General features: G+C 68.3%; 20 protein-coding genes. 14 read left to right on the top strand and 6 right to left on the bottom strand.

Features of this window, described 5'->3' with window-relative positions:
- Positions 1-85: 85 nt before the first annotated feature.
- Entirely contained in the window at positions 86-1372 is a 1287-nt protein-coding gene (locus ACTWQN_RS08345; RefSeq protein ID WP_443202759.1) for an FAD-dependent oxidoreductase, read from the bottom strand.
- A 535-nt stretch (positions 1373-1907) separates the two neighbouring features.
- On the opposite strand from ACTWQN_RS08345, the gene ACTWQN_RS08340 reads away from it, so the two are divergent.
- Together ACTWQN_RS08340 and ACTWQN_RS08335 are read left to right on the top strand one after the other, a co-directional pair.
- Positions 1908-2096, top strand: coding sequence for a hypothetical protein (locus ACTWQN_RS08340; protein WP_443202758.1), 189 nt, complete (start codon positions 1908-1910; stop codon positions 2094-2096).
- A gap of 320 nt (positions 2097-2416) precedes the next feature.
- Entirely contained in the window at positions 2417-3160 is a 744-nt protein-coding gene (locus ACTWQN_RS08335) for a phosphoribosyltransferase (RefSeq protein WP_443202757.1), read from the top strand.
- Positions 3161-3480: 320 nt separating this feature from the next.
- On the opposite strand, the gene ACTWQN_RS08330 is transcribed toward ACTWQN_RS08335, so the two are convergent.
- Entirely contained in the window at positions 3481-3777 is a 297-nt protein-coding gene (locus ACTWQN_RS08330) for a hypothetical protein (RefSeq protein ID WP_443202756.1), read from the bottom strand.
- A 202-nt stretch (positions 3778-3979) separates the two neighbouring features.
- Between ACTWQN_RS08330 and ACTWQN_RS08325 the strand changes: the two genes are divergently transcribed.
- Positions 3980-4183: a hypothetical protein gene (locus ACTWQN_RS08325; RefSeq protein WP_443202755.1), complete on the top strand. Its 204-nt coding sequence runs from the start codon at positions 3980-3982 to the stop codon at positions 4181-4183.
- Between the two features lie 71 nt (positions 4184-4254).
- On the opposite strand, the gene ACTWQN_RS08320 is transcribed toward ACTWQN_RS08325, so the two are convergent.
- Positions 4255-4953: an alpha/beta fold hydrolase gene (locus tag ACTWQN_RS08320; RefSeq protein ID WP_443202754.1), complete on the bottom strand. Its 699-nt coding sequence runs from the start codon at positions 4951-4953 to the stop codon at positions 4255-4257.
- Positions 4954-5142: 189 nt separating this feature from the next.
- On the opposite strand from ACTWQN_RS08320, the gene ACTWQN_RS08315 reads away from it, so the two are divergent.
- Both ACTWQN_RS08315 and ACTWQN_RS08310 read left to right on the top strand, forming a co-directional pair.
- A complete protein-coding gene (locus ACTWQN_RS08315; RefSeq protein ID WP_443202753.1) occupies positions 5143-5904 on the top strand; it encodes a hypothetical protein in 762 nt (253 codons plus the stop codon).
- Between the two features lie 215 nt (positions 5905-6119).
- Positions 6120-6410, top strand: a complete 291-nt coding sequence (locus ACTWQN_RS08310; protein WP_443202752.1) for a hypothetical protein — start codon at positions 6120-6122, stop codon at positions 6408-6410.
- A 145-nt stretch (positions 6411-6555) separates the two neighbouring features.
- Here the strand turns inward: ACTWQN_RS08310 and ACTWQN_RS08305 are convergent, their stop codons facing one another.
- Positions 6556-6720, bottom strand: coding sequence for a hypothetical protein (locus ACTWQN_RS08305; protein WP_443202870.1), 165 nt, complete (start codon positions 6718-6720; stop codon positions 6556-6558).
- Between the two features lie 367 nt (positions 6721-7087).
- Between ACTWQN_RS08305 and ACTWQN_RS08300 the strand changes: the two genes are divergently transcribed.
- The 9 genes from ACTWQN_RS08300 to ACTWQN_RS08260 all read left to right on the top strand — a co-directional run bounded on the left by ACTWQN_RS08300 (position 7088) and on the right by ACTWQN_RS08260 (position 17642).
- Positions 7088-7759, top strand: a complete 672-nt coding sequence (locus ACTWQN_RS08300) for a ThuA domain-containing protein (RefSeq protein WP_443202751.1) — start codon at positions 7088-7090, stop codon at positions 7757-7759.
- On the top strand, positions 7744-8829 hold the full coding sequence (locus tag ACTWQN_RS08295; protein ID WP_443202750.1) for a Gfo/Idh/MocA family protein: 1086 nt from the start codon (positions 7744-7746) through the stop codon (positions 8827-8829). Before ACTWQN_RS08300 ends, ACTWQN_RS08295 begins: the two co-directional genes overlap by 16 nt.
- Positions 8830-9085: 256 nt before the next feature.
- Positions 9086-10072, top strand: coding sequence for an ABC transporter permease (locus ACTWQN_RS08290; RefSeq protein WP_443202749.1), 987 nt, complete (start codon positions 9086-9088; stop codon positions 10070-10072).
- 16 nt (positions 10073-10088) lie between these two features.
- Complete coding sequence (locus ACTWQN_RS08285) at positions 10089-11222, top strand: ABC transporter permease (protein WP_443202748.1); 1134 nt, start codon at positions 10089-10091, stop codon at positions 11220-11222.
- Between the two features lie 3 nt (positions 11223-11225).
- Positions 11226-12263, top strand: a complete 1038-nt coding sequence (locus tag ACTWQN_RS08280; protein WP_443202747.1) for an ABC transporter ATP-binding protein — start codon at positions 11226-11228, stop codon at positions 12261-12263.
- Entirely contained in the window at positions 12260-13291 is a 1032-nt protein-coding gene (locus ACTWQN_RS08275) for an ABC transporter ATP-binding protein (protein ID WP_443202746.1), read from the top strand. The genes ACTWQN_RS08280 and ACTWQN_RS08275 overlap by 4 nt, the downstream gene beginning before the upstream one ends.
- 20 nt (positions 13292-13311) lie before the next feature.
- A complete protein-coding gene (locus ACTWQN_RS08270) occupies positions 13312-15258 on the top strand; it encodes an ABC transporter substrate-binding protein (RefSeq protein WP_443202745.1) in 1947 nt (648 codons plus the stop codon).
- 214 nt (positions 15259-15472) lie between these two features.
- Positions 15473-16078 (top strand): DUF6199 family natural product biosynthesis protein, encoded by a 606-nt coding sequence (locus tag ACTWQN_RS08265; protein ID WP_443202744.1) that lies wholly within the window; start codon positions 15473-15475, stop codon positions 16076-16078.
- Between the two features lie 139 nt (positions 16079-16217).
- Complete coding sequence (locus ACTWQN_RS08260; protein WP_443202743.1) at positions 16218-17642, top strand: YncE family protein; 1425 nt, start codon at positions 16218-16220, stop codon at positions 17640-17642.
- Positions 17643-17648: 6 nt separating this feature from the next.
- Here the strand turns inward: ACTWQN_RS08260 and ACTWQN_RS08255 are convergent, their stop codons facing one another.
- Both ACTWQN_RS08255 and ACTWQN_RS08250 read right to left on the bottom strand, forming a co-directional pair.
- Positions 17649-18629: a tripartite tricarboxylate transporter substrate binding protein gene (locus tag ACTWQN_RS08255; RefSeq protein WP_443202742.1), complete on the bottom strand. Its 981-nt coding sequence runs from the start codon at positions 18627-18629 to the stop codon at positions 17649-17651.
- Between the two features lie 167 nt (positions 18630-18796).
- Positions 18797-19720, bottom strand: coding sequence for a LysR family transcriptional regulator (locus ACTWQN_RS08250; RefSeq protein ID WP_443202741.1), 924 nt, complete (start codon positions 19718-19720; stop codon positions 18797-18799).
- Positions 19721-19783 lie beyond the last annotated feature (63 nt).

Here is a 19783-nt window from a genome sequence, read left to right as displayed (position 1 = left end):
CGCGGGTCTTGCCAGGTCTCGGGGATCAGTGCGTCGTCGAGACGAATCGGGCGGAATTGCTGCGGTTTCTTGCCACGCGTACCTGTCAACCGTCCAGGTTCGCCGTCAACCGGCCGCCGAGCTCGGCGTGGTCGATCTCGTGCACCGACCCCGAACCGGCGAGGTCGAGGGCATGCGCGGCACCCGCGCCCATCGCCCCGCACGGACCCATCACGCGGATGCTCGACAGCGCCGCGGCATCGGCATCCACGCATCGCCCGGCGACGACCAGGTTGTGCACGTCGGGCGGGGTCATCGAGCGCAGCGGGACGTAGTGCACGTGATCGGGGCCGAAGGTCTCCCAGACGTAGCCTTCGGGCCGGTCGTGCAGTTCGATCGGCCAGGCGGTGCGGGCCACCGAGTCGGGGAAGCGGGTGCCGGAGCGGATTTCTTCGACGGTCAGCTGGTGCGCGCCCTGCACCCAACGGGTTTGGCGGCGGCCGGGGAAACCGTAGGCCCGCACGCGTGCTTTGCCGAAGATCTCCGGGTATTCGGTGCGCAGGAACGCCACCACGCGGTCGGCTTGCGCCTTGCCCCTCAGCTGCGCCTGCGCTGCCTCGATGGGATCCAGCGGCGCTTCGATGTGCGTCATGTTTAGCACCGCGGTGCCTCGGCCGGGGAAGAAGAACGCCAAGCCGTCGCGGCGCATCAGCCCGTACTCGTCGGCTTTGGCGGCTAGCCGCTCGCTCAACTCGCCAGGTTCGGGACGGTGGCTGTCGTCGAGGTTCTCGACGATGAGCTGCTGCGATCCGTAGATCTCCCGTTCCGGCAACCGGCACGGCAAGCCCGCCTCCCACGCCAGCGACGCATCACCGCTGGCATCGACGAACCCGGTCGCGGTGATCTCGACGTTGCCGTACCGGGTGGCCAGGCGCACCGCGTGGATCCGGTCGTCGCGGGTCACGCCGGTGAGCACCGCGCCCGTGATCACCTGAATTCCCAAGGACATCACGGTGTTCTCGACCCATCGGCCGAGCGCGACCTCGTCGTAGTTGACGGTCATGGTGTGCTTGCGGTTGTAGTGCAGGTCGCCGGTGCCTTCGAGGTCCCGGAACAGGTCGTCGAAGATCCCGTGCGTGAGCTGGCGGTATTCCGGGGCGTTGCCGAACACGCCGCAGAACAGCCCGATCAGCGAATTGACCATCTGCCCGCCGAGCACCGGAAGCGCGTCGACCAGCACGACGCGCTTGCCGAGGCGGGCCGATTCCACCGCTGCGGAAAGCCCGGCGATACCAGCGCCGATGACGCAGACGTCGGCGGAGATGTCGTGCGTGATCGAGCCTGCGGGCTTGGTGACGGTCCGGACCTGCAGGTCCGTGAGCGGGTGCGGCATAAATCACACATTAGGGAGGCATCCGGCCGCGCGGAAATAAACAAATCGTTGGCAAACCATCAACGCCAGCTATAGATCCAGTTCAACTGGCACGTGGCAGCTTCGACATCGCCTGTCCGAAGCGCCGGAGAGGCCTGGTCGTCGTCGCAGCGGGCACGTCCCCAGCCGCACTCGCCGAGCGTCCGCCCGGAGCCGACGCTGCGGGCGGTCCTGGAAATCGCGGGTAGCGCCAACGCGACCGAGCACAGTGGACATTGTATGGCGCGTGAGGACACCGGAGACCCAGTCGTCGGCCCGATCGCCCGGAGCCGGTCGGGCATCGGGGCAGCTGTTCGCCCGTGGCGCGACGACAGTCGAGGCGACTACCGGACGGTAGGTAGCCGGGCTCGCGTGCCATCGGCGTTCATCCGTCGTTCACCGACTCCGCGATGACGTCGGCGAAACGCGGTCCGGGTGTGCGGCGCGAGTGGCCGTTCGGGCACCCAGGGTCACCGGTCGCATTGAGCCGACCTGCCGACGACTAATGTGGACTCTCATGAGCAATGATCCGAATCCGGGCGTCATGGCCGAGATCTGGCGCCTGCTGGACTTAGCTGGGGCCCACGACGACCTCGCGATCGCACGGTTTCGCCAGCTCCTCGACACGCACGGACACGGCGAGGTCCGCACCGCGCTGGTCGCCGTCGCGCCGGACGAACCGAGAAATGCCTCGGCAACGGCTTGAAGGCATCCTGAACTACGCCGTCGACTTCCCCACCGTCGACGCCGCCCGTCCCTTCCGGGCGCTGCGCCGCGCCTGCTGACGCCGAGCGCACCGCCTCGAAGCGACGGGCCGTTCTGATCTCCCGCACCGCCGGTTTCACGCCCACCGCTGGCCGGGTACCCGCAGCGCGTCCGGCGGCAACGGGCCGGTCGGTCTGAACGGCTGGTCGCCCCGGTCGAGCGAGAGGATCCCGGCCGCGCGCAACGGGAAGTGCGCCGCCGCCAGGCAGGCGCCGCGTTCCGGGCGACGCTGCGATGGGCCGGGTGAGGAGGTGCGTGGGCGTGCCTTTCGAGAACCGCAAAGATGCTGGGCGTCGGCTTGCCCACCAGTTGTCGCACCTGCGTGCCGCGAACCCCGTGGTCCTGGGGCTGCCGCGCGGCGGCGTGCCGGTGGCCTTCGAAATAGCCCAGGCGCTGCACGCGCCGCTGGACGTGATCGTGGTGCGCAAGCTCGGCGTCCCGTTCCACCCCGAGCTCGGCATGGGCGCCATCGGAGAAGGCGACGTGCGCATCATCAACGACGAGGTGCTGTGGAAGACCGGGGTCAGCCCGAAGGAGCTGGCCGAGGTCGAGAAGCGCGAGCGGATCGAACTCGACCGGCGGGCCCGGCTGTTCCGCGTCGACCGGCCGCGACTGGACGTGGCCGGGCGGACGGCGATCGTGGTCGACGACGGCATCGCCACCGGTTCCACCTTCCACGTCGCCTGCCGGGTGGCCCGCGAGCAGGGCGCCGCGCACGTGGTGCTGGCCGTGCCGGTCGCGCCACCGCAGGCGTTGGAGCGACTGGAGGAGGTCACCGACGAGCAGGTCTGCCTGGAAACCCCGGGGTGGTTCATGGCGATCGGGCAGTGGTACCGGGACTTCACCCAAACCTCAGACGCCGAGGTCGTCGAACTCCTCCGCCACGCAGACCAAACCCAACCCACACCAGACTCGGCCCACCCCTCAGGCGACCCACCACTGCCACCGACCAACCAACCGCAACACAACGACCGCATCCAACACCACCACCCGACCAACACCTGACCCCGACGAACAAGCCCTCAGCCCCGGACCCAACGGAAACATGCTCGGCCCGAGCAGGTACCACGCGGTCCAAGTTGCGCTCATTGCCAAGTGCGCCCGCAATCGCGGCACGCGTCATCCGCGAACGACAAGAACCGAGTGAAGGGCACCTTCGACCGGCTTACTCGGTCAAAGGTGCCCTTCACTCCTACCCCATCAGGTGACCAGCCGCGCCAGCTCGGCGTGGGCGCACCGACTGGAGGGTAGGTGAAGGGCACCTTTCGCCAACATAGTTGGTAAAAGGTGCCCTTCACTCTTCATCCGGTCGGGGTGCGCCGGGCTTAGGCGCGGATGAGGATTACGAGGCCGAGGGTGAGTGCCGCGCATGTTAGGCCGAGCCACCACCAGTGCTGCATTGGTATGTCGTAGAGGGTGTGCAGGTCGCCGTAGCGGTTCAGCCTGCGGCCGATGGTCCGGATCAAGACCGCGCTGATCAGGAACCCGGTCACCCAGGCGGGGTCGGTGATCATCGGTGTTCCGTCGAACAGTTCCTGGACGACGACGCCGAAGACGAGCCCGAGCAGCATCAGCGGGATGACCAGCGGCCCCCACCCGCTCCACTTGATCACGAAGTACATGCCGCCGCATCCTCCCGGACCCGCCCAACTCGTTGTAGACCTTGGCATTCAGCGGCCAGCCACGAAAGCGTTGGCCCGAGGCGCGATCAGGGTAGCGGGACCACACGGCGGCCAACGGCAAGCGCTACCACACCAGCCATAGTGAACGTTGCGTTCCCAAAGCACCCTATAGAGAACGGATCGTTTTCTAGAAAGGCGGTGGATGCAGATGCGGTTGCTGTTCGTGTCCATCCCGGGGATCGGCCACGCCTTCCCGATGGTGCCGTTGGCCCTGCGCTGCGTCGTCGAAGCCGCCCGGCAGGTGGCCGCCGAGTTCGTGCTCGCGGTCGAAGCATCCGATGCCCAGCAGCTCGGGGCGCTGCCACCGAACGTCAAGGCGGCCGGTTGGGTTCCGCTGGAACCGTGACCCCCGCAGACTCCTAGCGAGGTGACGGGCACCTTTTACCAACTATGTTGGCGAAAGGTGCCCTTCACCTCTCACCCGATCGCGTGGTGGAGGATCCGGGCTAGTTGGTGGGGTTGGGAGAACATGGGCCAGTGGCCGGTGTTCATCTGGACCAGTTGCCAGTGTTCGCTTTTCAGCAGGCGCGCTACGTCGTCGGTGGGTTCGGGGCCGTCGAGCAGGCACTTGAGGTACGTCGCCGGGAGGTCGCCGAGTGGGCGCGCCAGGACGGCTGGTTCGGTCAGCGTGGCGCCGGGGTGCGGCGTTGAGCCGCGTACGATCCGGGCGATCTGCTCGCTGGAGAGGCCCTGGCCCGCGTAGTCGGGTGCGGTCAGGGGTATCCAGAAACCACCGCCATCGTCGATGGCTTCCTCCATCATGTCCCGACGTTCCCCCGGCCAGGGTGAAATGAACGACTCGCCATTGGTCGGCACGTTGGAATCGACGAACACCACGCGGGTCAGCCGGTCGCCGATCCGCTCGGCGGCCTGACCGACCGGGATGCCCGAATAGCTGTGCCCGACCAGGACGACGTCGCGCAGGTCGAGTCGTTCGACCTCGCCGACGATGTCCTGCACGTGGGTCTGCTGCCCGGCTGGCAGGTGTTGCTTGTCGGCGAGGCCGGACAGCGTCAACGGGTGGGTGCCGTGCCCTGCCGCACGCAGCTCCGGCACCACCTCGTCCCACGCCCAAGATCCCAGCCATGCGCCCGCTACCAGTACGAATTCCGCCATGGCGGAAACCTAGCGCAGCGGTCGGACACCTCGCCGGGCGTTGACCGCAGATCCGCTGCCCCGCTGCGTTCGAGGTGGATCATCGATGTGCGCGGGACCGATCCCGCGCACGGCGCGGTAGAAACGGGCCGCAACATGGGTCCGAAGGAAACTCTCCAGAGAAGGCCGGGCGTGATCATGCTTCGCTTCGTGCAACGAGTCGCTGCCGCGTTCGGGCGATCCTCGCGGGCACCGGATCAGACACCACCGGCTGCCAGCGGATTCACGCCGGACCAGGCACCGACCATGGTCGATGGGTACCTCCAACTGGACGGGGCCCGATTCGTACCGGTGAGCCAGCTCGACGAATTCATGGCAGCGGTCGGCACGCAGCGCCGAATCGCGCTGCGCCTTTCCACCTCGCAGTACGAGGAAGTGCTGACCACCCTGATCGAACGGTTCGACGCCGACTACGAGAACGCCGCACCCGAATACCGCGCTTTCCGGTATGCCGAACTCATCTGCACGGGTTGTGGCTGGACTTTTCCCGGCTCCTACCGGATGAGCCTGTTGGGAATGCTGTCACCGGGCCGCATGTCGGGCGGCACACCCGGGTTCGAGGAGTTCGGCAAGACCGGGGTGTGCACGCGGTGCCGCAGCGCGGAGAGCTTCTTGGCCTACGAACTCTTCCCGGTCGCGGAGATCGACGCGGAGACCGTGGCCGCCATGCGCAGGCACTGGCGAGCGGATGCCCGCACCTGGTGGTCCGCCACCGGACGCAGCAAGGGGATCTGCGACAAGTGCAACCGCGACATGGCCAGGGACGCGGGTTTTCTCATCGGGCGTACGCGGCTGGAATGCGTGGACTGCACGGATGATCACCTCGCCGACGCGCTGGAACAACTTCGCGCCAATCCGTACTACTTCGGCTCGGCGGAACTGCGCCACTGCCGCCCTTTCCGGACCGGATGATGCCCGGCACCAAGCGCATGTCGCCACAACAGCAGGTAGGGACACATGTCGCAGGAACCGCACGCACCCGACCCGGGGCACGACCGGGGACCGGCCAACTGGCTCTATGGGGGTCCGTCGCCGAGGATCCGCGCCACTGGTCGGGATCGGGGCTGCTCCCCGGTGGGTCGACGGCGCTCGGCGCGCTTGGCCTGTGCGTCGGGATCGCGTTGCTGGTGAGAATCGCCCGCACCAAGGGCGAATGCTTCGAGCTCTACGAGCAGGGCATCGTGCACCGGGTAGCCGATGCGGCTTCGGTGATCCGGTGGTCCGACATCGAGTCGGTGCGCCCGCGGGGCATGGTCCAGCAGGGCGCCCCGCACATGTTCGGCATCGACTTCCAGTGCGTGCTGCGACTGACCGGTGGCCGACGGGTGAAGTTCAACACCTACACCGACGACGCGGTGACGCTGGCGGCGAAGATCGACGCAGCGGTCAACCGGGAAACTCCTCCCCAACCCAGCTGAGCACCACACGCGACTGACTTTCGGCGTCAGCAACTCGTTCGCCGTGTTTTCGGGTGCGAACAGCCGCAAGCACGGCGCCGGGAGATCAGCGGGACAGCAGTATCCACAATGGATTTCCGTCGTCCCGTGCGGGATGCGTTCGTCCTCATGCCGCCTGCGTTTGTTGGTCGCCCTCCTGGTAGGAGATGTGCAGCTCGTCGTCGCGGACGGTCACCCGCACGACACCACCCTCGCGGGCGGCTTTGCCGCCTTCCCAGGCCGCGATCACCGAGTTGGTCGTACCAAGGTCGATCCCGACTGCTTTGGCCATGTGTAGCTCCTGTCAACGGAAGCGGGCCGAGGGGCGCTGCTGTTCGGACTCGGCTTCTGGCGCGCCGCGAGGCCCGCCCGGCGTTAGCTGTCCCGGCGTTGCCTGTCGCAGTCCCGGAATGGATTCGATCGCATCAGCGTCATCGCTTCACTCCTAGGTCGAATCGGGTCGAGTGGAGCGGCCCGCCCGCTCAAGATCTGCCCGCCGGGAACGGCCGCACGCCGCGCGAGCCCGTCGATGTGCTGCTGGCGCGGGTCGTCCGCCGGTTCTACCGGCATTGACCATGGTTCGGCGGAACTCTAGCCTCAATGTCCGAAAGAACTGCGCAAAATTTTCAAAAAGTTTCGACCACTGGTCAGGAGGTGCGGTGACCTCGGAAGCCGCGAAACGGCACGCCCTGGTGGTGCGCGGAGGATGGGAAGGGCACTCGCCGGTGGCGACCACCGACGCCTTCGCGCCATGGCTCAAGGACAACGGATTCACCACGACGATCTCCGATTCCCTGGACGTTTACCTGGACGCCGACCTGCTCGCGCGCACCGACCTGGTCGTGCAGTGCTGGACCATGGGGACGATCACGGCGGAGCAGTCCGCCGGGCTGGCCGCCGCGGTGGCCACCGGGACCGGCCTGGCGGGTTGGCACGGCGGCATCGTCGACTCCTTCCGCGGCGACATCACCTACCAACGGCTCACCGGCGGCCAGTTCCTGGCGCACCCCGGCGGATTCGTGACCCACTCGATCGACGTCGTCCCGGAACGCGCCGACCACCCGGTGGTCACCGGCATCGAGCGCATCGAGGTGCACACCGAGCAGTACTGGCCGCTGTCCGACGCCGCCAACGACGTGCTGGCCACCACCACGATCGCGGCAGACCCGGACACCGAGTGGCCGGATCCGATCACCGTGCCAGCGGTCTGGACGAGGCGCTGGGGCGCGGGCCGGGTGTTCGTCTCGACCGTCGGCCACCAGCTCTCCGACCTGGAAGTTCCGGAAATCCGCACCATCACCGAAAGGGGCCTGCTGTGGGCGAGTCGTTGAACGTCGGGATGATCGGCTGCGGCACGATCAGCGGCCAGTACCTGGCGACGTTCGAACGGCTTCCGGACGTCCAGCTGACCGCCGTCGCCGACGCCGACCCCGAACGCGCCGGGGCGACGGCACGCGCCACCGGCGCGGCCGCCTTGAGCACCGAAGCGCTGCTGGCCTCCGACGACGTCGACCTGGTCGTCAACCTCACCATCCCCGCCGCGCACCTCGCCGTCAGCTCCGCGAGCCTCGACGCGGGCAAGCACGTCTACAGCGAGAAGCCGTTGGGCAGCACGCTTTCCGAGGCGACCCAGCTGCTGCAGCTGGCGACCGATAACGACGTGCGGCTGGGCTGCGCCCCGGACACCGTGCTGGGCAGCGGGATCCAGACCGCGCGCCGGGTCGTCGACGACGGTCTCATCGGCCGACCGAGCTCGGCGACCGCGTTCATGCTGGGGTCGGGCCCCGAGCGCTGGCACCCCTCCCCGGAGTTCTACTACCAGCCCGGTGGTGGGCCGCTGCTGGACATGGGCCCGTACTACCTCAGCGCGCTGGTGCACCTGCTCGGCCCCGTCCGCCGCGTGGCGGGCATGGCGGGGCGCCACCTCGACGAGCGCGTGGTCGGCTCAGGTCCGCGCGCCGGAAACCGGTTCGCCGTCGAGGTGGACACGCACGTCACCGCGCTGTTGGAGCACGACGGCGGGGCGTTGACCACGATGGTGATGAGCTTCGACGTGGCCGGTTCGGAGGCGCCGCGGATCGAGGTGCACGGAACCGCCGGATCCGTGTCGGTGCCCGACCCGAACCGGTTCGACGGCGCCGTGCGGCTGCGGCGCGGCGCAGCGACCGAGTGGCAGGAGATCGAGCACTCGGCCGGATTCCTCGACGGCGGTCGCGGGTGCGGCATCAGCGATCTCGCGCAGTCGCTGCGCGAAGGACGTCCGCACCGGGCATCCGCCGAGCTGGCCGTGCACTTCCTCGCGGTGGTGGACGCGCTGGAGCGGGCCACCCGGGACCGGACCGTCGTCGATGTCGAGACCAGCTGCACGAGACCGGAGCCACTTCCACTGACGGGTAGGTAGAACAGCCGAATATCGGGCCGCGCGAGACGACTACGTCCCGCGCGGCTCCGGCGCGCTCGCCCTCGACTGTCCATTGCGGACACCTCGCAAAGTTCTCCATTGGGACACAAAGTAAATCTTGACACTGTGATGCGGGACACCTAGCTTTTGGATACCGCTTTCCAGTTGCCAGAAGGACACCACCGGTCGCAATGGCGCGAGTCCGACGTGGACACGGCATTCTCGCGCACTGACTCCCCCGCCCCAGGAGGAACCAGTGGCTCGGTACGTGATTCGCCGCCTGCTCTACATGATCCCCACGATGTTGGCGATCTCGCTGGTGTGCTTCGTGATCATCCAACTGCCACCCGGCGACTTCCTCACCTCGTACGTGGCCAAGCTCGCCTCGGAAGGCGAGAACGTCGACCAGGTCCAGTTGGACGCCCTGCGGCAGCGCTACGGTCTCGATGATCCGTTCCTGCTGCAGTACTTCAAGTGGATCTCCGGGATCGTGCTGCACGGCGACTTCGGCCAGTCCTTCGAATGGGGTCTGCCGGTATCGGACCTGATCTGGGACCGACTCGGCCTGTCCATCGCGCTCTCGCTGGGCACCATGCTGCTGACCTGGGCGATCGCGCTGCCCATCGGGATCTACTCCGCCGCGCGGCAGTACTCGGTCGGCGATTACGCCTTCACCTTCCTCGGCTTCCTCGGCCTGGCCGTGCCGAACTTCCTGCTGGCGCTGCTGTTCCTGTACCTGTCCTTCGCGCTGTTCGGGCAGAGCGTCGGCGGCCTCGTCTCCCCCGAATACCAGGACGCCGCCTGGAACCTGGGCAAGGTGCTCGACGTCCTCTCGCACACCTGGATACCGATGATCATCATCGGCCTGGCGGGCACCGCGAGCCTGATGCGGGTGATGCGCGCCAACCTGCTCGACGAACTGCGCAAACCCTACGTGACCACGGCCCGCGCCAAGGGTCTCAGCGAACCGCGACTGCTGGTGAAGTACCCGGTCCGGATGGCGATGAGCCCGTTCATCAGCACCGCGGGCTGGCTGCTGCCCACGTTGATCAGCGGCGAGATCATGGTGTCGATCGTGCTGAGCCTGGAGACCACCGGGCCGCTGCTGCTGCAGTCGCTGATGAGCCAGGACATGTACCTCGCGGGTGGCTTCATCCTGATCCTCAGCGTGCTCACCGTGCTGGGCACGCTGCTGTCCGATCTGCTGCTCGCGTGGTGGGACCCGCGCATCCGCTACAGGTGAGTTGGAGGTGTGGGGTATGAGCGTCGCGAACGTGCAGGACACCGCCGGAGCACCGGTCGCCAGGGAATACGTGGCGCCGCAGTGGAAACTGATCTGGTGGCGGTTCCGCAAGCACCGGCTGGCGATGATCAGCAGCGCCATCATGCTGCTGTTCGCCCTGGTCGCGATCTTCGCCGAGCTCATCGCACCGCGCAGCGCCGACGCGGTGGACGAGCGCTACACCTACCTCCCCCCGCAGCGGCTGCACTTCGTCGACACCTCCGGCGGCGAACTGGATTTCGGCCTGTACGTCAACGGGTTCGACACCCAGGTCAACCCCGAAACGCTGGAACGGTCCAATGTGGTCGATACGGCGGACAAGATCCCGATCGGCCTGTTCGTCAAGGGTGAGCCCTACGAGCTGTGGGGGCTCATCCCGGCCGACGTGCACCTGATCGGCCCCACCAACCCGGACCAGCCGATGTACCTGCTCGGCGCGGACCGGCTCGGCCGCGACGTGCTGTCCCGGATCGTGCACGGCGCCCGGATTTCGCTGTCGATCGGACTGACCGGCGTCGCCCTCACCTTCGTCCTCGGCGTCCTGCTCGGCGGCATCTCGGGGTACTTCGGCGGGGCGGTCGACACGGTCATCCAGCGGATCATCGAGCTGCTGATGTCGATCCCCACGATTCCGCTGTGGCTTGGCCTGTCGGCCGCGCTGCCCGCCGACTGGGGACCGCTGAAGACCTACTTCGCGATCTCGGTGATCCTCGCGCTGATCGGCTGGACCGATCTTTCCCGGGTGGTCCGCGGCCGGTTCCTCGCCTTGCGGGAGGAGGACTTCGTGCGCGCGGCGGTGCTCGACGGGTGCAGCAGGCCGCGCATCATCTTCCGGCACATGCTGCCGTCGTTCACCAGCCACATCATCGCGTCGCTGACGCTGGCGATCCCGCTGATGATCCTGGCCGAGACCGCGCTGTCGTTCCTCGGCCTCGGCCTGCAACCGCCGGTGGTGAGCTGGGGAGTGCTGTTGCAGGAAGCGCAGAGCATCGTCGCGGTGGCCACCGCGCCGTGGGTTCTCACGCCGGGCATCGCGGTGGCGATCGCGGTCCTGGCGCTCAACTTCGTCGGAGACGGTCTCCGCGACTCGGCCGACCCCTACAGCAGGTGAGCGATGCCAGACAACGACAACGTGCTGCTGGAAGTGCGCGGGCTGAAGACCCACTTCCCGGCCCACGCCGGAGCGGTGCGCGCCGTGGACGGCGTGGATCTGACGGTGCGCGCCGGGCGGACGCTCTGCGTCGTCGGCGAGAGCGGCTGCGGCAAGAGCATGACCGCTCGCTCGGTGATGCAGCTCGTCGAGCCGCCGGGCAAGATCGTCGACGGCGAGGTGCTGCTGCACCGCGGGCACGAGACCATCGACCTCGCGGCGCTGAGTCCCCGGGGGCGCAAGATCCGCGAGGTGCGCGGCCGGGACATCGCGATGATCTTCCAGGAGCCGATGATCTCGCTGAGCCTCGTGCACCACATCGGCGACCAGCTCATCGAGGCGATCCGGGTGCACCGCGACGTCGACAAGCGGCAGGCGCGCGAGCAGGCGATCGAACTGCTCGCCAAGGTCGGGATCCCGCGACCGGACAAGCTGGTGGACGGCTACCCCTTCCAGCTCTCCGGCGGGATGCGGCAGCGGGTCATGATCGCGATGGCGCTGTCCTGCGAACCGGACCTGCTGATCGCCGACGAACCGACCACCGCGCTGGACGTCACCACCCAGGCCCAGATCATGGAGCTGCTCACCGAACTGCAGCGGGAACTCGGCATGGCGATCCTGCTCATCACGCACGACCTGGGCGTGGTGGCCGAGATGGCCGACGAGGTCGCGGTGATGTACCTGGGCACGGTGGTGGAGCAGGCGCCGGTGGACGACATCTTCCACGATCCCCAGCACCCGTACACCCGGGCGCTGCTGAAGTCGATCCCCCGCATCGGCCGGGCCGGGCGGCACCGGCTGGACTCCATCAGCGGCGCGGTGCCCTCCCCGCACGACCGGCCCGCCGGGTGCCCCTTCCACCCCCGCTGCCCGGAGGTCATGCCGGGACGCTGCGACACCGACGTGCCCAGCGCGGTGCGGCTGGGCCCCGACCGCCTCGCGCGCTGCCTGCTGCACGAGCAGATCATCCCTGGCCAGACCCGAGGGAGCGTCGCCCCATGACCGCTGTCGAACCGGCCGAGCACCCGCTGCTGGCGATCAAGGACCTCCGGGTCCACTACCCCGTGCGCAGCGGGGTGTTGCGCCGCGCCACCGGTCAGGTCCGCGCCGTAGACGGCGTCGACCTGACCGTCCGGCGCGGCGAGAACGTCGGGGTGGTCGGCGAATCCGGTTGCGGCAAGACGACTCTCGGCCTCAGCGTGCTCCGGGCCCACGACCGGATCAGCGGCGAGATCCACTACCGGCGCGCCGACGGCACCTCGGTCGACCTGGTCCGGCTCGGCCGCAAGGAGCTCAAACCGTGCCGCCGGGAAATCCGGATGATCTTCCAGGATCCGCACTCCTCGCTGAACCCGCGGCTGACCCTGCTGGACATCATCGGCGAACCGCTCAAGGTCAACGGGGTGGCCAGCGGCGCGGAGCTCGCGGACCGGGTCGCCGAGATGCTGCGCAAGGTCGGGCTGCGCCCGGAGCACCTGCGGCGCTACCCGCACGCCTTCTCCGGTGGCGAGCGGCAGCGCATCAGCATCGCCCGCGCACTGGTGCTCCAGCCGCGGCTGGTGGTGGCCGACGAGGCGGTCAGCGCACTGGACGTCTCGGTGCGCGCCCAGATCCTCAACCTGCTGCAGGACCTGCAGGACGAGTTCCAGTTGACGTTCCTGTTCATCTCGCACGATCTGTCCATAGTGGAGTGCGTCTGCGACCGGGTGGCGGTGATGTACCTGGGCAAGGTCGTCGAACTGGCCGACACCGCGGCGCTGTACGCCCAACCCGCGCACCCCTACACCGAGGCCTTGCTGTCGGCGGTGCCCAAACCCGACCCTCGGCTGCGCGGCGCACGGCAGCGGATCGTGCTGCAGGGCGACGTGCCCGATCCCGCCGACCCGCCGTCGGGGTGCGCGTTCCGCACTCGCTGCCGCTTCGCCACGCAGCTGTGCGCCGAGCAGACCCCGCGGCTGCGGGAGGTCGCGCCTCGGCAGTACGCCGCCTGCCACTACGCCGATGAGCTGGCGCTGCGCGGGATCCAGTGACGACACGGGAGGAATCAGCGATGAACGGCATGGGTCGGCGTGATCTCCTGCGGCTGGGCGGGATGAGCGTGCTGGTCGGCGCCACGACCGGCTGCGGGTTCTTCGAGCTCGCACCGGCCAAGGCCGGTGGCGCACCGGTCGGCCCCAAGGGCCGCGAGGCGCCGATGCTGGCCGAGCTGGTGCGCCGCGGCGAGTTACCGCCGGTGGAAGCCCGGCTGCCGAAGAATCCGCTGGTGGTGCAACCGAATTCGCGGATCGGCAACTACGGCGGCGAGTGGCACACCGCCATCCTCGGTTCTTCGGACTGGCCGTGGCTGGGGCGCACGGTGGGTCACGAGAACCTGACCCGGTGGACCGTCGACTGGACCGGCACGATCCCGAACCTCGCCGAGGAGTTCCACTACAACAACGAAGCCACCGAGCTCACCTTCCGGCTGCGCGAGGGACTCCGGTGGTCCGACGGGGTGCCGTTCACCGCGGACGACATCGTGTTCGCGCAGAACGACGTCTTCAACGACGGGACCCTGTACCCGAACAAGGCCGCGGACCAGGCCACTGCCGTCAAGATCGACGATCTCACCGTCCGGCTCGTCTTCCCGGAACCCAACGGGCTGTTCGCCTCCTACGACAACCTGGCCTACCAGATCGTCAACAAACCGCTGCACTACCTGCGGAAGTTCCACAAGAAGTACAACCCCGACGCGGACGAGCTGGCTCGCCAGGAAGGCCACGGCGGCTGGATCGAGCTGTTCGACGCCAAAGCCGGAACCATCAACCCCGCGTTGCACTGGCACAACCCCGAGATGCCGACCCTCTACCCGTGGAAGCTCATGACCTCGCTCGGCACGTCGAACCGGGTGATCCTGGAACGCAATCCCTACTACTGGAAGGTCGATCCGGAAGGCAGCCAGCTGCCCTACATCGACCGGGTCGTGTTCGCCGTGCTGCTCGACGAGGAGGTGATGCTGACCCGCGCGTTGAACGGCGACTTCGACATGCACATGCGGCACTTCACCACGCAGCCGAACAAACCGGTGCTCGCGCACAACCGCGCCGGTGGCGGCTACCGCTTCTTCGAAACCGACCCCGGCGAGATGAACACCTGCCTGATCTCGCTGAACCTCACGCACCAGGACCCGGTGAAGCGGGAGATCTTCAACAACAAGGACTTCCGCATCGGGCTGTCCTACGCCATCAACCGGCCGGAGATCATCCAGGTGGTGTACCAGGGCCGCGGTGAACCGTGGCAGGCCGCGCCGCGCCGCCAGACGCCGTTCTTCAACGAACGGCTCGCCAAGCAGTACACCGAGTACGACGTGGCGCTGGCCAACGAGCACCTGGACCGCGCCGGGTACGCCGAACGCGACGGCAGCGGGTTCCGGCTCGGTCCCGACGGTCGACCCATCGCCTTCACCGTGGCGATCCCGGGTGGCGACCGGCCGGATCTGCTCGACGCCATGGATCTGGTACGACGCCACTGGCGAGAGGTGGGCCTGAACGTCCAGGTGGACACCGAGGACCGGTCGTTGTTCCAGTGGCGCAAGGAAACCGGCGACCACGACGCCAACGTCTGGCCCGGTGACAACGGACTGCTCGACGCGATGTTCGAGCCCCGCTGGTACCTGCCCATCAACAGCACCGAGTCGGGCTACGCGATCCCGTGGGCCAAGTGGTACAACAGCCTCGGCAGCGAGGGTGAGGCGCCGCCCGAACCGGTCCAGGAGCAGATGCGGCTGTACCGGCGGGTGCAGGCCGTCGCGGACGTCGAGCAGCGGTACGAGCTGATGCGCCAGATCCTGCGCATCGCGGCCGACGAGTTCCTGGTGATGGGGCTGAACCTGTCCCCGTCCGGGTACGGGATCGTGGCCGACAACTTCCACAACGTGCCCGACAAGATCTACGATTCGGCGGTCTACAACAACCCCGCCCCGACCAACCCCGAGCAGTACTTCATCGAGGACAGCTGACCGCCTCGGGTCGCGGGTGATCGTCGCGGTGCGGACCGCGGTTCACAGCCGCACCATCGGCCGTACCGGGTGTGACGGCGCGCTATCGTTTCCAGGCGCGGCGAAAGTCGAAACCACCAGCGGGAACCCAGTCCGCTCGGGGCACGTCCCAGCCAGTGCGCCATCGAACGGTGACCGGTGGCGGAGACCTTGCGCACAGGAGGAAGCCCACCGCATGTTCATGGCCTTCGCGGTTCTCGCCCTGCTCGCTGCCCTGGTGCTCGCGGTGCTCGGGTTCCAGGACCAACGCAAGTTGTGGTGGAGCTTCCAGGCGATGTGGTACGCGAACCCGGGAGCCAACGAACCCTCGGACGCGGCGTTCGCGATGCAGCGGGTGGCGTGGTTCATCGGCGCGGCGGGCTTGGCGTTCGGGGCCTTCCAGCTCTACGGCGCCGCCGACGACGTCTCGCTCAGCGGTGGCGAGATCAAGGCGGCCGCCGACGAAGTCGCCGAGCAGCTGCCCAACGACGACGACGGCATCCTCCGGGACCCGACGGACCACAACTTCGCGGCCTACCTCCAGGACAAGCTGCGCAACACCGACGCGGCCGACGACAACGGCATGTTCACGGTCTCGCAGGCCGAGGAGCCGCCGCCGGAGGACACCGTGGAGCAGGACGGCCAAGTGACCGTGGAGCACTACACGGTCAGCGCCGAGGACGCCCCCGCGGTCTGCATGACGGTCAGCGCCACCAACATCGGCGAAGCGTTCCCGTCGCCCTACCTGCCGCCCAGCTACTGGTACACGCTCACGGCCACCGTCGCCGACGGCTCCTGCTGAACGCTCGTGCGCGAGAACCCCAGTTCTCGGGCGAGTAGCGGCACCTCACACCCTGTGGGACATTTGCCCTGCTGACACCTCTTGCCGGGAGCAGAACATGAGGTTGTCACAACGCCTTCCGCCTCCCACTCGGAGCAGGGTGCGCACGCCCGCGGCGGTGCTGAGCGCAGTTGCCCTGGCCCTCGTGGCGGCCTGCGGTCCGAGCGCCCCCGCTGCCCCGCCGCAGCCACCCACCATCACGCAGGCCCCCGCACTGCCCGGCGCGCAGCCGATCTCGGCGAACGACCGGGTGTACACCGCCGACCAGGACTCCAACACGGTGAGCGTGATCGATCCGAAGGCGGGCACCGTGCTGGGCACGATCGCGCTGGGGCAACCCCGGATGGCTCCCGACGCGGACGTGCTGGGTGCCATGTACCACGGGCAGATCGACGTGCACGGTCTCGGTTTCTCCCGCGACGGCCAGCACCTCTGCGTCATCAACGTGACCAGCAACGCCGCGCACGTCGTCGACACCACCACGAACCAGGTGCTGCGCACCATCTACGTCGGCCGCGCCCCGCACGAGGGCTTCTTCTCCCCGGACGGCAACCAGCTGTGGATCGCCGAACGCGGCCAGGACACCGTCGCGGTCATCGACTGGCGCAACAACCAGGTCCTCGACCGCATCCGCACCGAGGACGGCCCGTCGAAGGTCGTGTTCAGCCCGGACGGTCGGCTGGCCTACGTCAACCACCTGCGGGCGTCCGCGCTCGACGTCATCGACGTGGCCAGCCGCCGCATCGTGCAACGCGTCGCGCTCCCGGCCGAAGCGGGGGGCTCGTCCGACGAGGCGATCTCCCCGGACGGCAAGGAGATCTGGTTGGGCATGCCCAACAACGGCCGGACCACGACGGTCGTCAACACCGAGACCTACCGGGTCCAGGCCGTGCTGGACACCGGGCCGCGGTCCAACCACCCGAACTTCGTCACCGTCGACGGCGTCGACTACGCCTACGTCACGGTCGGTGACCTGAACCAGACCCTCGTCTACCGCCGCGCACCGCAGGGCGGACCGCCCGAGCTGGTCAAGCGGATCCAGAACCACGGCGCCGGTTCGCACGGCATCTGGCCCAGTCCGGACAACACCCGCGTCTACGTGGGGTTGCAGAACTCCGATGCCGTCGACGTGATCGACACCAGGACGATGGAGGTGGTCGATACGCTCCGCATCGGGCAGTCCCCGATGGCGCTGGTGTACGTCGCGCGCAGCAACCCCGCTGGCAGCGCCAACCTGGGTCGGCAGGGTTTGGACATGCGGATCGAGGGCCTGCCCGTCGAGGTGCAGGCGACTCCCGGGACGGGCACGGCCTTCATCCGCGCCCTGCCCGGAATCGACGAGGTCACCCTCGACATGCGTGGTCTTCCGCCGAACCGCCGGTTCACCCTCTACGGCGTCCGGGGCCAGGACAGCACGGCCCTGCTGTCGGCGACCAGCAACAGCACCGGCGGCATCCCGGAGGCGCTGGCCTTCGTCGCTTTCTTCGCCAACAAGTACGAAAAGGTCGTGCTGCGCCCCGCCTGATCCGGTTCAGTTGCCGACCACGCCGCGGAAGGTTTCCTCGGTCTCCGCGAACATGCGGGCCAACTCGGCGCTGCCGAGGAACTGCTGGGGGACGTAACGCCGGTCCAGGCCGTCGAGGACGCCGGGGTCGGTCGAGGCGCGTCGCAGCACGTCTTCGAGCTTGCGCACCACCGCATCGGGCGTCTCCTGCGAGGCGAGCACGCCGAACGTCGTGGTGCTGTGGACGAGTTCGGGATAGCCCAACTCGACAAAGGTCGGCGCGTCGAGGTAGTCCAGCCGCTGCGGGGTGCCCACGGCCAGCGGTCGCAGCAGCCCGGACTCGATGGCGGGCAGCACGTCCTGCGAGGCGTTGACGAACCCGACCGTGACGTTGTCGCCGAGCAACGCCGCCTGCACCTCCGAGTTCCCGTTGAACGGAACCACTTCCAGCGGCACGCCGTAGAGCTTGGTGATCCGCCTGGTCTCCGCGGCGTGGGTGTTGGTGGCGCCGGGTGTCCCGACCTTGACCTTGGTCGGGTTCGCCTTGGCGTCGTCGAACAGGGCCTTCAGGTCCCGGTAGGGCGAGTCGGCGGGCACCACCAGCGCCGATGGCACCTGCGTCGCGACGGCGATCGGTTTGAAGCTGTCGCGGGTGTAGCCGACGTCGTTGGTGAGGTAGTTGAGCACCGCGGTCGGCAGCGCGCACATCGAAATCGTGTAGCCGTCCGGCTTCGCCGACAGCAACTCCTGGTACGCCGCCGTGCCGGACGCGCCGGGCATGTTCTCCACGACGACGGGCTGGCCGAGGTCCTGCGCCAGGTAGCGCCCGAGGGACCTGGCCGCGATGTCGGTGGGGCCGCCTGCGGTGTAGGGCACCAGCATGCGGATCTGCTTCGTGGGGTAGGTGTCTGCTCCGCTGCGCGATCCCGAACCGCACCCGGCGAGCGCCAGTCCCGCCAGCAGCGCGGCGGTCAAGGCGAGCAGCGCCTGCCATCTCGATCGACCCATGCCAACCTCACCCCGTCGAGAAAACCCCGTTTTGATCGGCGACATTAGCCCGAATCCGGAACGCGCTTTGATTCGTTTTGCGAGCGCAATTGATAGGTTTTCGATCTCAATTGACACATGGGTCCATCATGGACAAATATTAGTCCACAATGGACATATCTGCGAAGTCATGCCGGTGCGCCGATGTCCGCCGCGGCAGCGCGCAGCGCGTCGACGAGATGCCCGGCCGCTGCTGGCAGCGGCCGCGGCAGGCTCGCGAGGAGGATGCGCCGCTGTTCCGCCGGACCGCCGCGCACGGTCAACACCCGAACGCCCGGCGGCACGGCGGGTGCGAGCGCGGCGGGAACGGTGGTCAGTCCGCACCCGGCGGCGACGAAGTGCAGCTTGGCGAACCAGTCGCGCGCGGTGTGCGCGATCTCGGGCCGTTCGCCCAGGCCTGGCCAGACGCCCATCAGCTTCTCCTCGCCAGAAGCCCGGCTGGCGATCCAGCGCTGGCCGCGCAGCTCCGCGACGTCGACCGAATCGGCCCCGGCGAGCGGATGGGTGGCGGGAACCGCCAGCAGCAGGCTGCGTTCGGTGAGCGTCCGCAGGGCCAGCGGTGGGGATTCGGCATCGGGTGGGCGAAACGGCGGCACCGAGGACAACACCGCCACGTCCAGGCTGCCCGCCCGCAGCGCGCGGATCAGCGCGGGCGTGCTGCCCTCCCGGGTGGTGACCTCGATGGCCGGATGGGTGCGGCGCAACGCGGCGACCGCCCGGGGAACCAGTGCGGCGCCCGCACTGGCGAACCAGCCCAGCCGCACCGTGCCGCCCTCGGCGGGCAGGCCAGCCAGCTCGCGCGCGGTGGCGTCGAGCTGCTCCAGCACCGCCACGGCATGGCGGAGCACCACGCGTCCGGCGGCGGTCAACCGCACCCCGTCGTGGCGCCGCTCCAGCAGCGGTGCTCGCGCCGCCCGTTCCAGCCCGGCGATCTGCCGCGACACCGCGGACTGGGTGTAGTCCAGCTGCGCCGCCGCAGCGGTGAGCGTGCCCCGCTCGGCCACCTCCCGGAACACCCGCAGCCCGGTCAGGGAAACATCGCTGAAGTCCATGACGTCCACGCATACCAGGCCTGCGGAACTTTCGTTGGCCGCATGGCCCAGGCGCTCCTAGCG

This window comes from Saccharopolyspora antiqui (genome assembly GCF_052246905.1).
In the GTDB taxonomy this organism is placed as follows: domain Bacteria; phylum Actinomycetota; class Actinomycetes; order Mycobacteriales; family Pseudonocardiaceae; genus Saccharopolyspora.
Note: the sequence above shows the minus strand (reverse complement) of the source record. Positions and strands in the feature narration are given on the sequence as shown.

Excerpts from the sequence above, each read along its gene's own strand:
- ACTWQN_RS08345 (WP_443202759.1), bottom strand. The coding sequence starts at position 1,372 with ATGCCGCACCCGCTCACGGACCTGCAGGTCCGGACCGTCACCAAGCCC.
- ACTWQN_RS08340 (WP_443202758.1), top strand. The coding sequence starts at position 1,908 with ATGAGCAATGATCCGAATCCGGGCGTCATGGCCGAGATCTGGCGCCTG.
- ACTWQN_RS08330 (WP_443202756.1), bottom strand. The coding sequence starts at position 3,777 with ATGTACTTCGTGATCAAGTGGAGCGGGTGGGGGCCGCTGGTCATCCCG.
- ACTWQN_RS08325 (WP_443202755.1), top strand. The coding sequence starts at position 3,980 with ATGCAGATGCGGTTGCTGTTCGTGTCCATCCCGGGGATCGGCCACGCC.
- ACTWQN_RS08320 (WP_443202754.1), bottom strand. The coding sequence starts at position 4,953 with ATGGCGGAATTCGTACTGGTAGCGGGCGCATGGCTGGGATCTTGGGCG.
- ACTWQN_RS08305 (WP_443202870.1), bottom strand. The coding sequence starts at position 6,720 with ATGGCCAAAGCAGTCGGGATCGACCTTGGTACGACCAACTCGGTGATC.
- ACTWQN_RS08285 (WP_443202748.1), top strand. The coding sequence starts at position 10,089 with ATGAGCGTCGCGAACGTGCAGGACACCGCCGGAGCACCGGTCGCCAGG.
- ACTWQN_RS08280 (WP_443202747.1), top strand. The coding sequence starts at position 11,226 with ATGCCAGACAACGACAACGTGCTGCTGGAAGTGCGCGGGCTGAAGACC.
- ACTWQN_RS08275 (WP_443202746.1), top strand. The coding sequence starts at position 12,260 with ATGACCGCTGTCGAACCGGCCGAGCACCCGCTGCTGGCGATCAAGGAC.
- ACTWQN_RS08270 (WP_443202745.1), top strand. The coding sequence starts at position 13,312 with ATGAACGGCATGGGTCGGCGTGATCTCCTGCGGCTGGGCGGGATGAGC.
- ACTWQN_RS08265 (WP_443202744.1), top strand. The coding sequence starts at position 15,473 with ATGTTCATGGCCTTCGCGGTTCTCGCCCTGCTCGCTGCCCTGGTGCTC.
- ACTWQN_RS08255 (WP_443202742.1), bottom strand. The coding sequence starts at position 18,629 with ATGGGTCGATCGAGATGGCAGGCGCTGCTCGCCTTGACCGCCGCGCTG.
- ACTWQN_RS08250 (WP_443202741.1), bottom strand. The coding sequence starts at position 19,720 with ATGGACTTCAGCGATGTTTCCCTGACCGGGCTGCGGGTGTTCCGGGAG.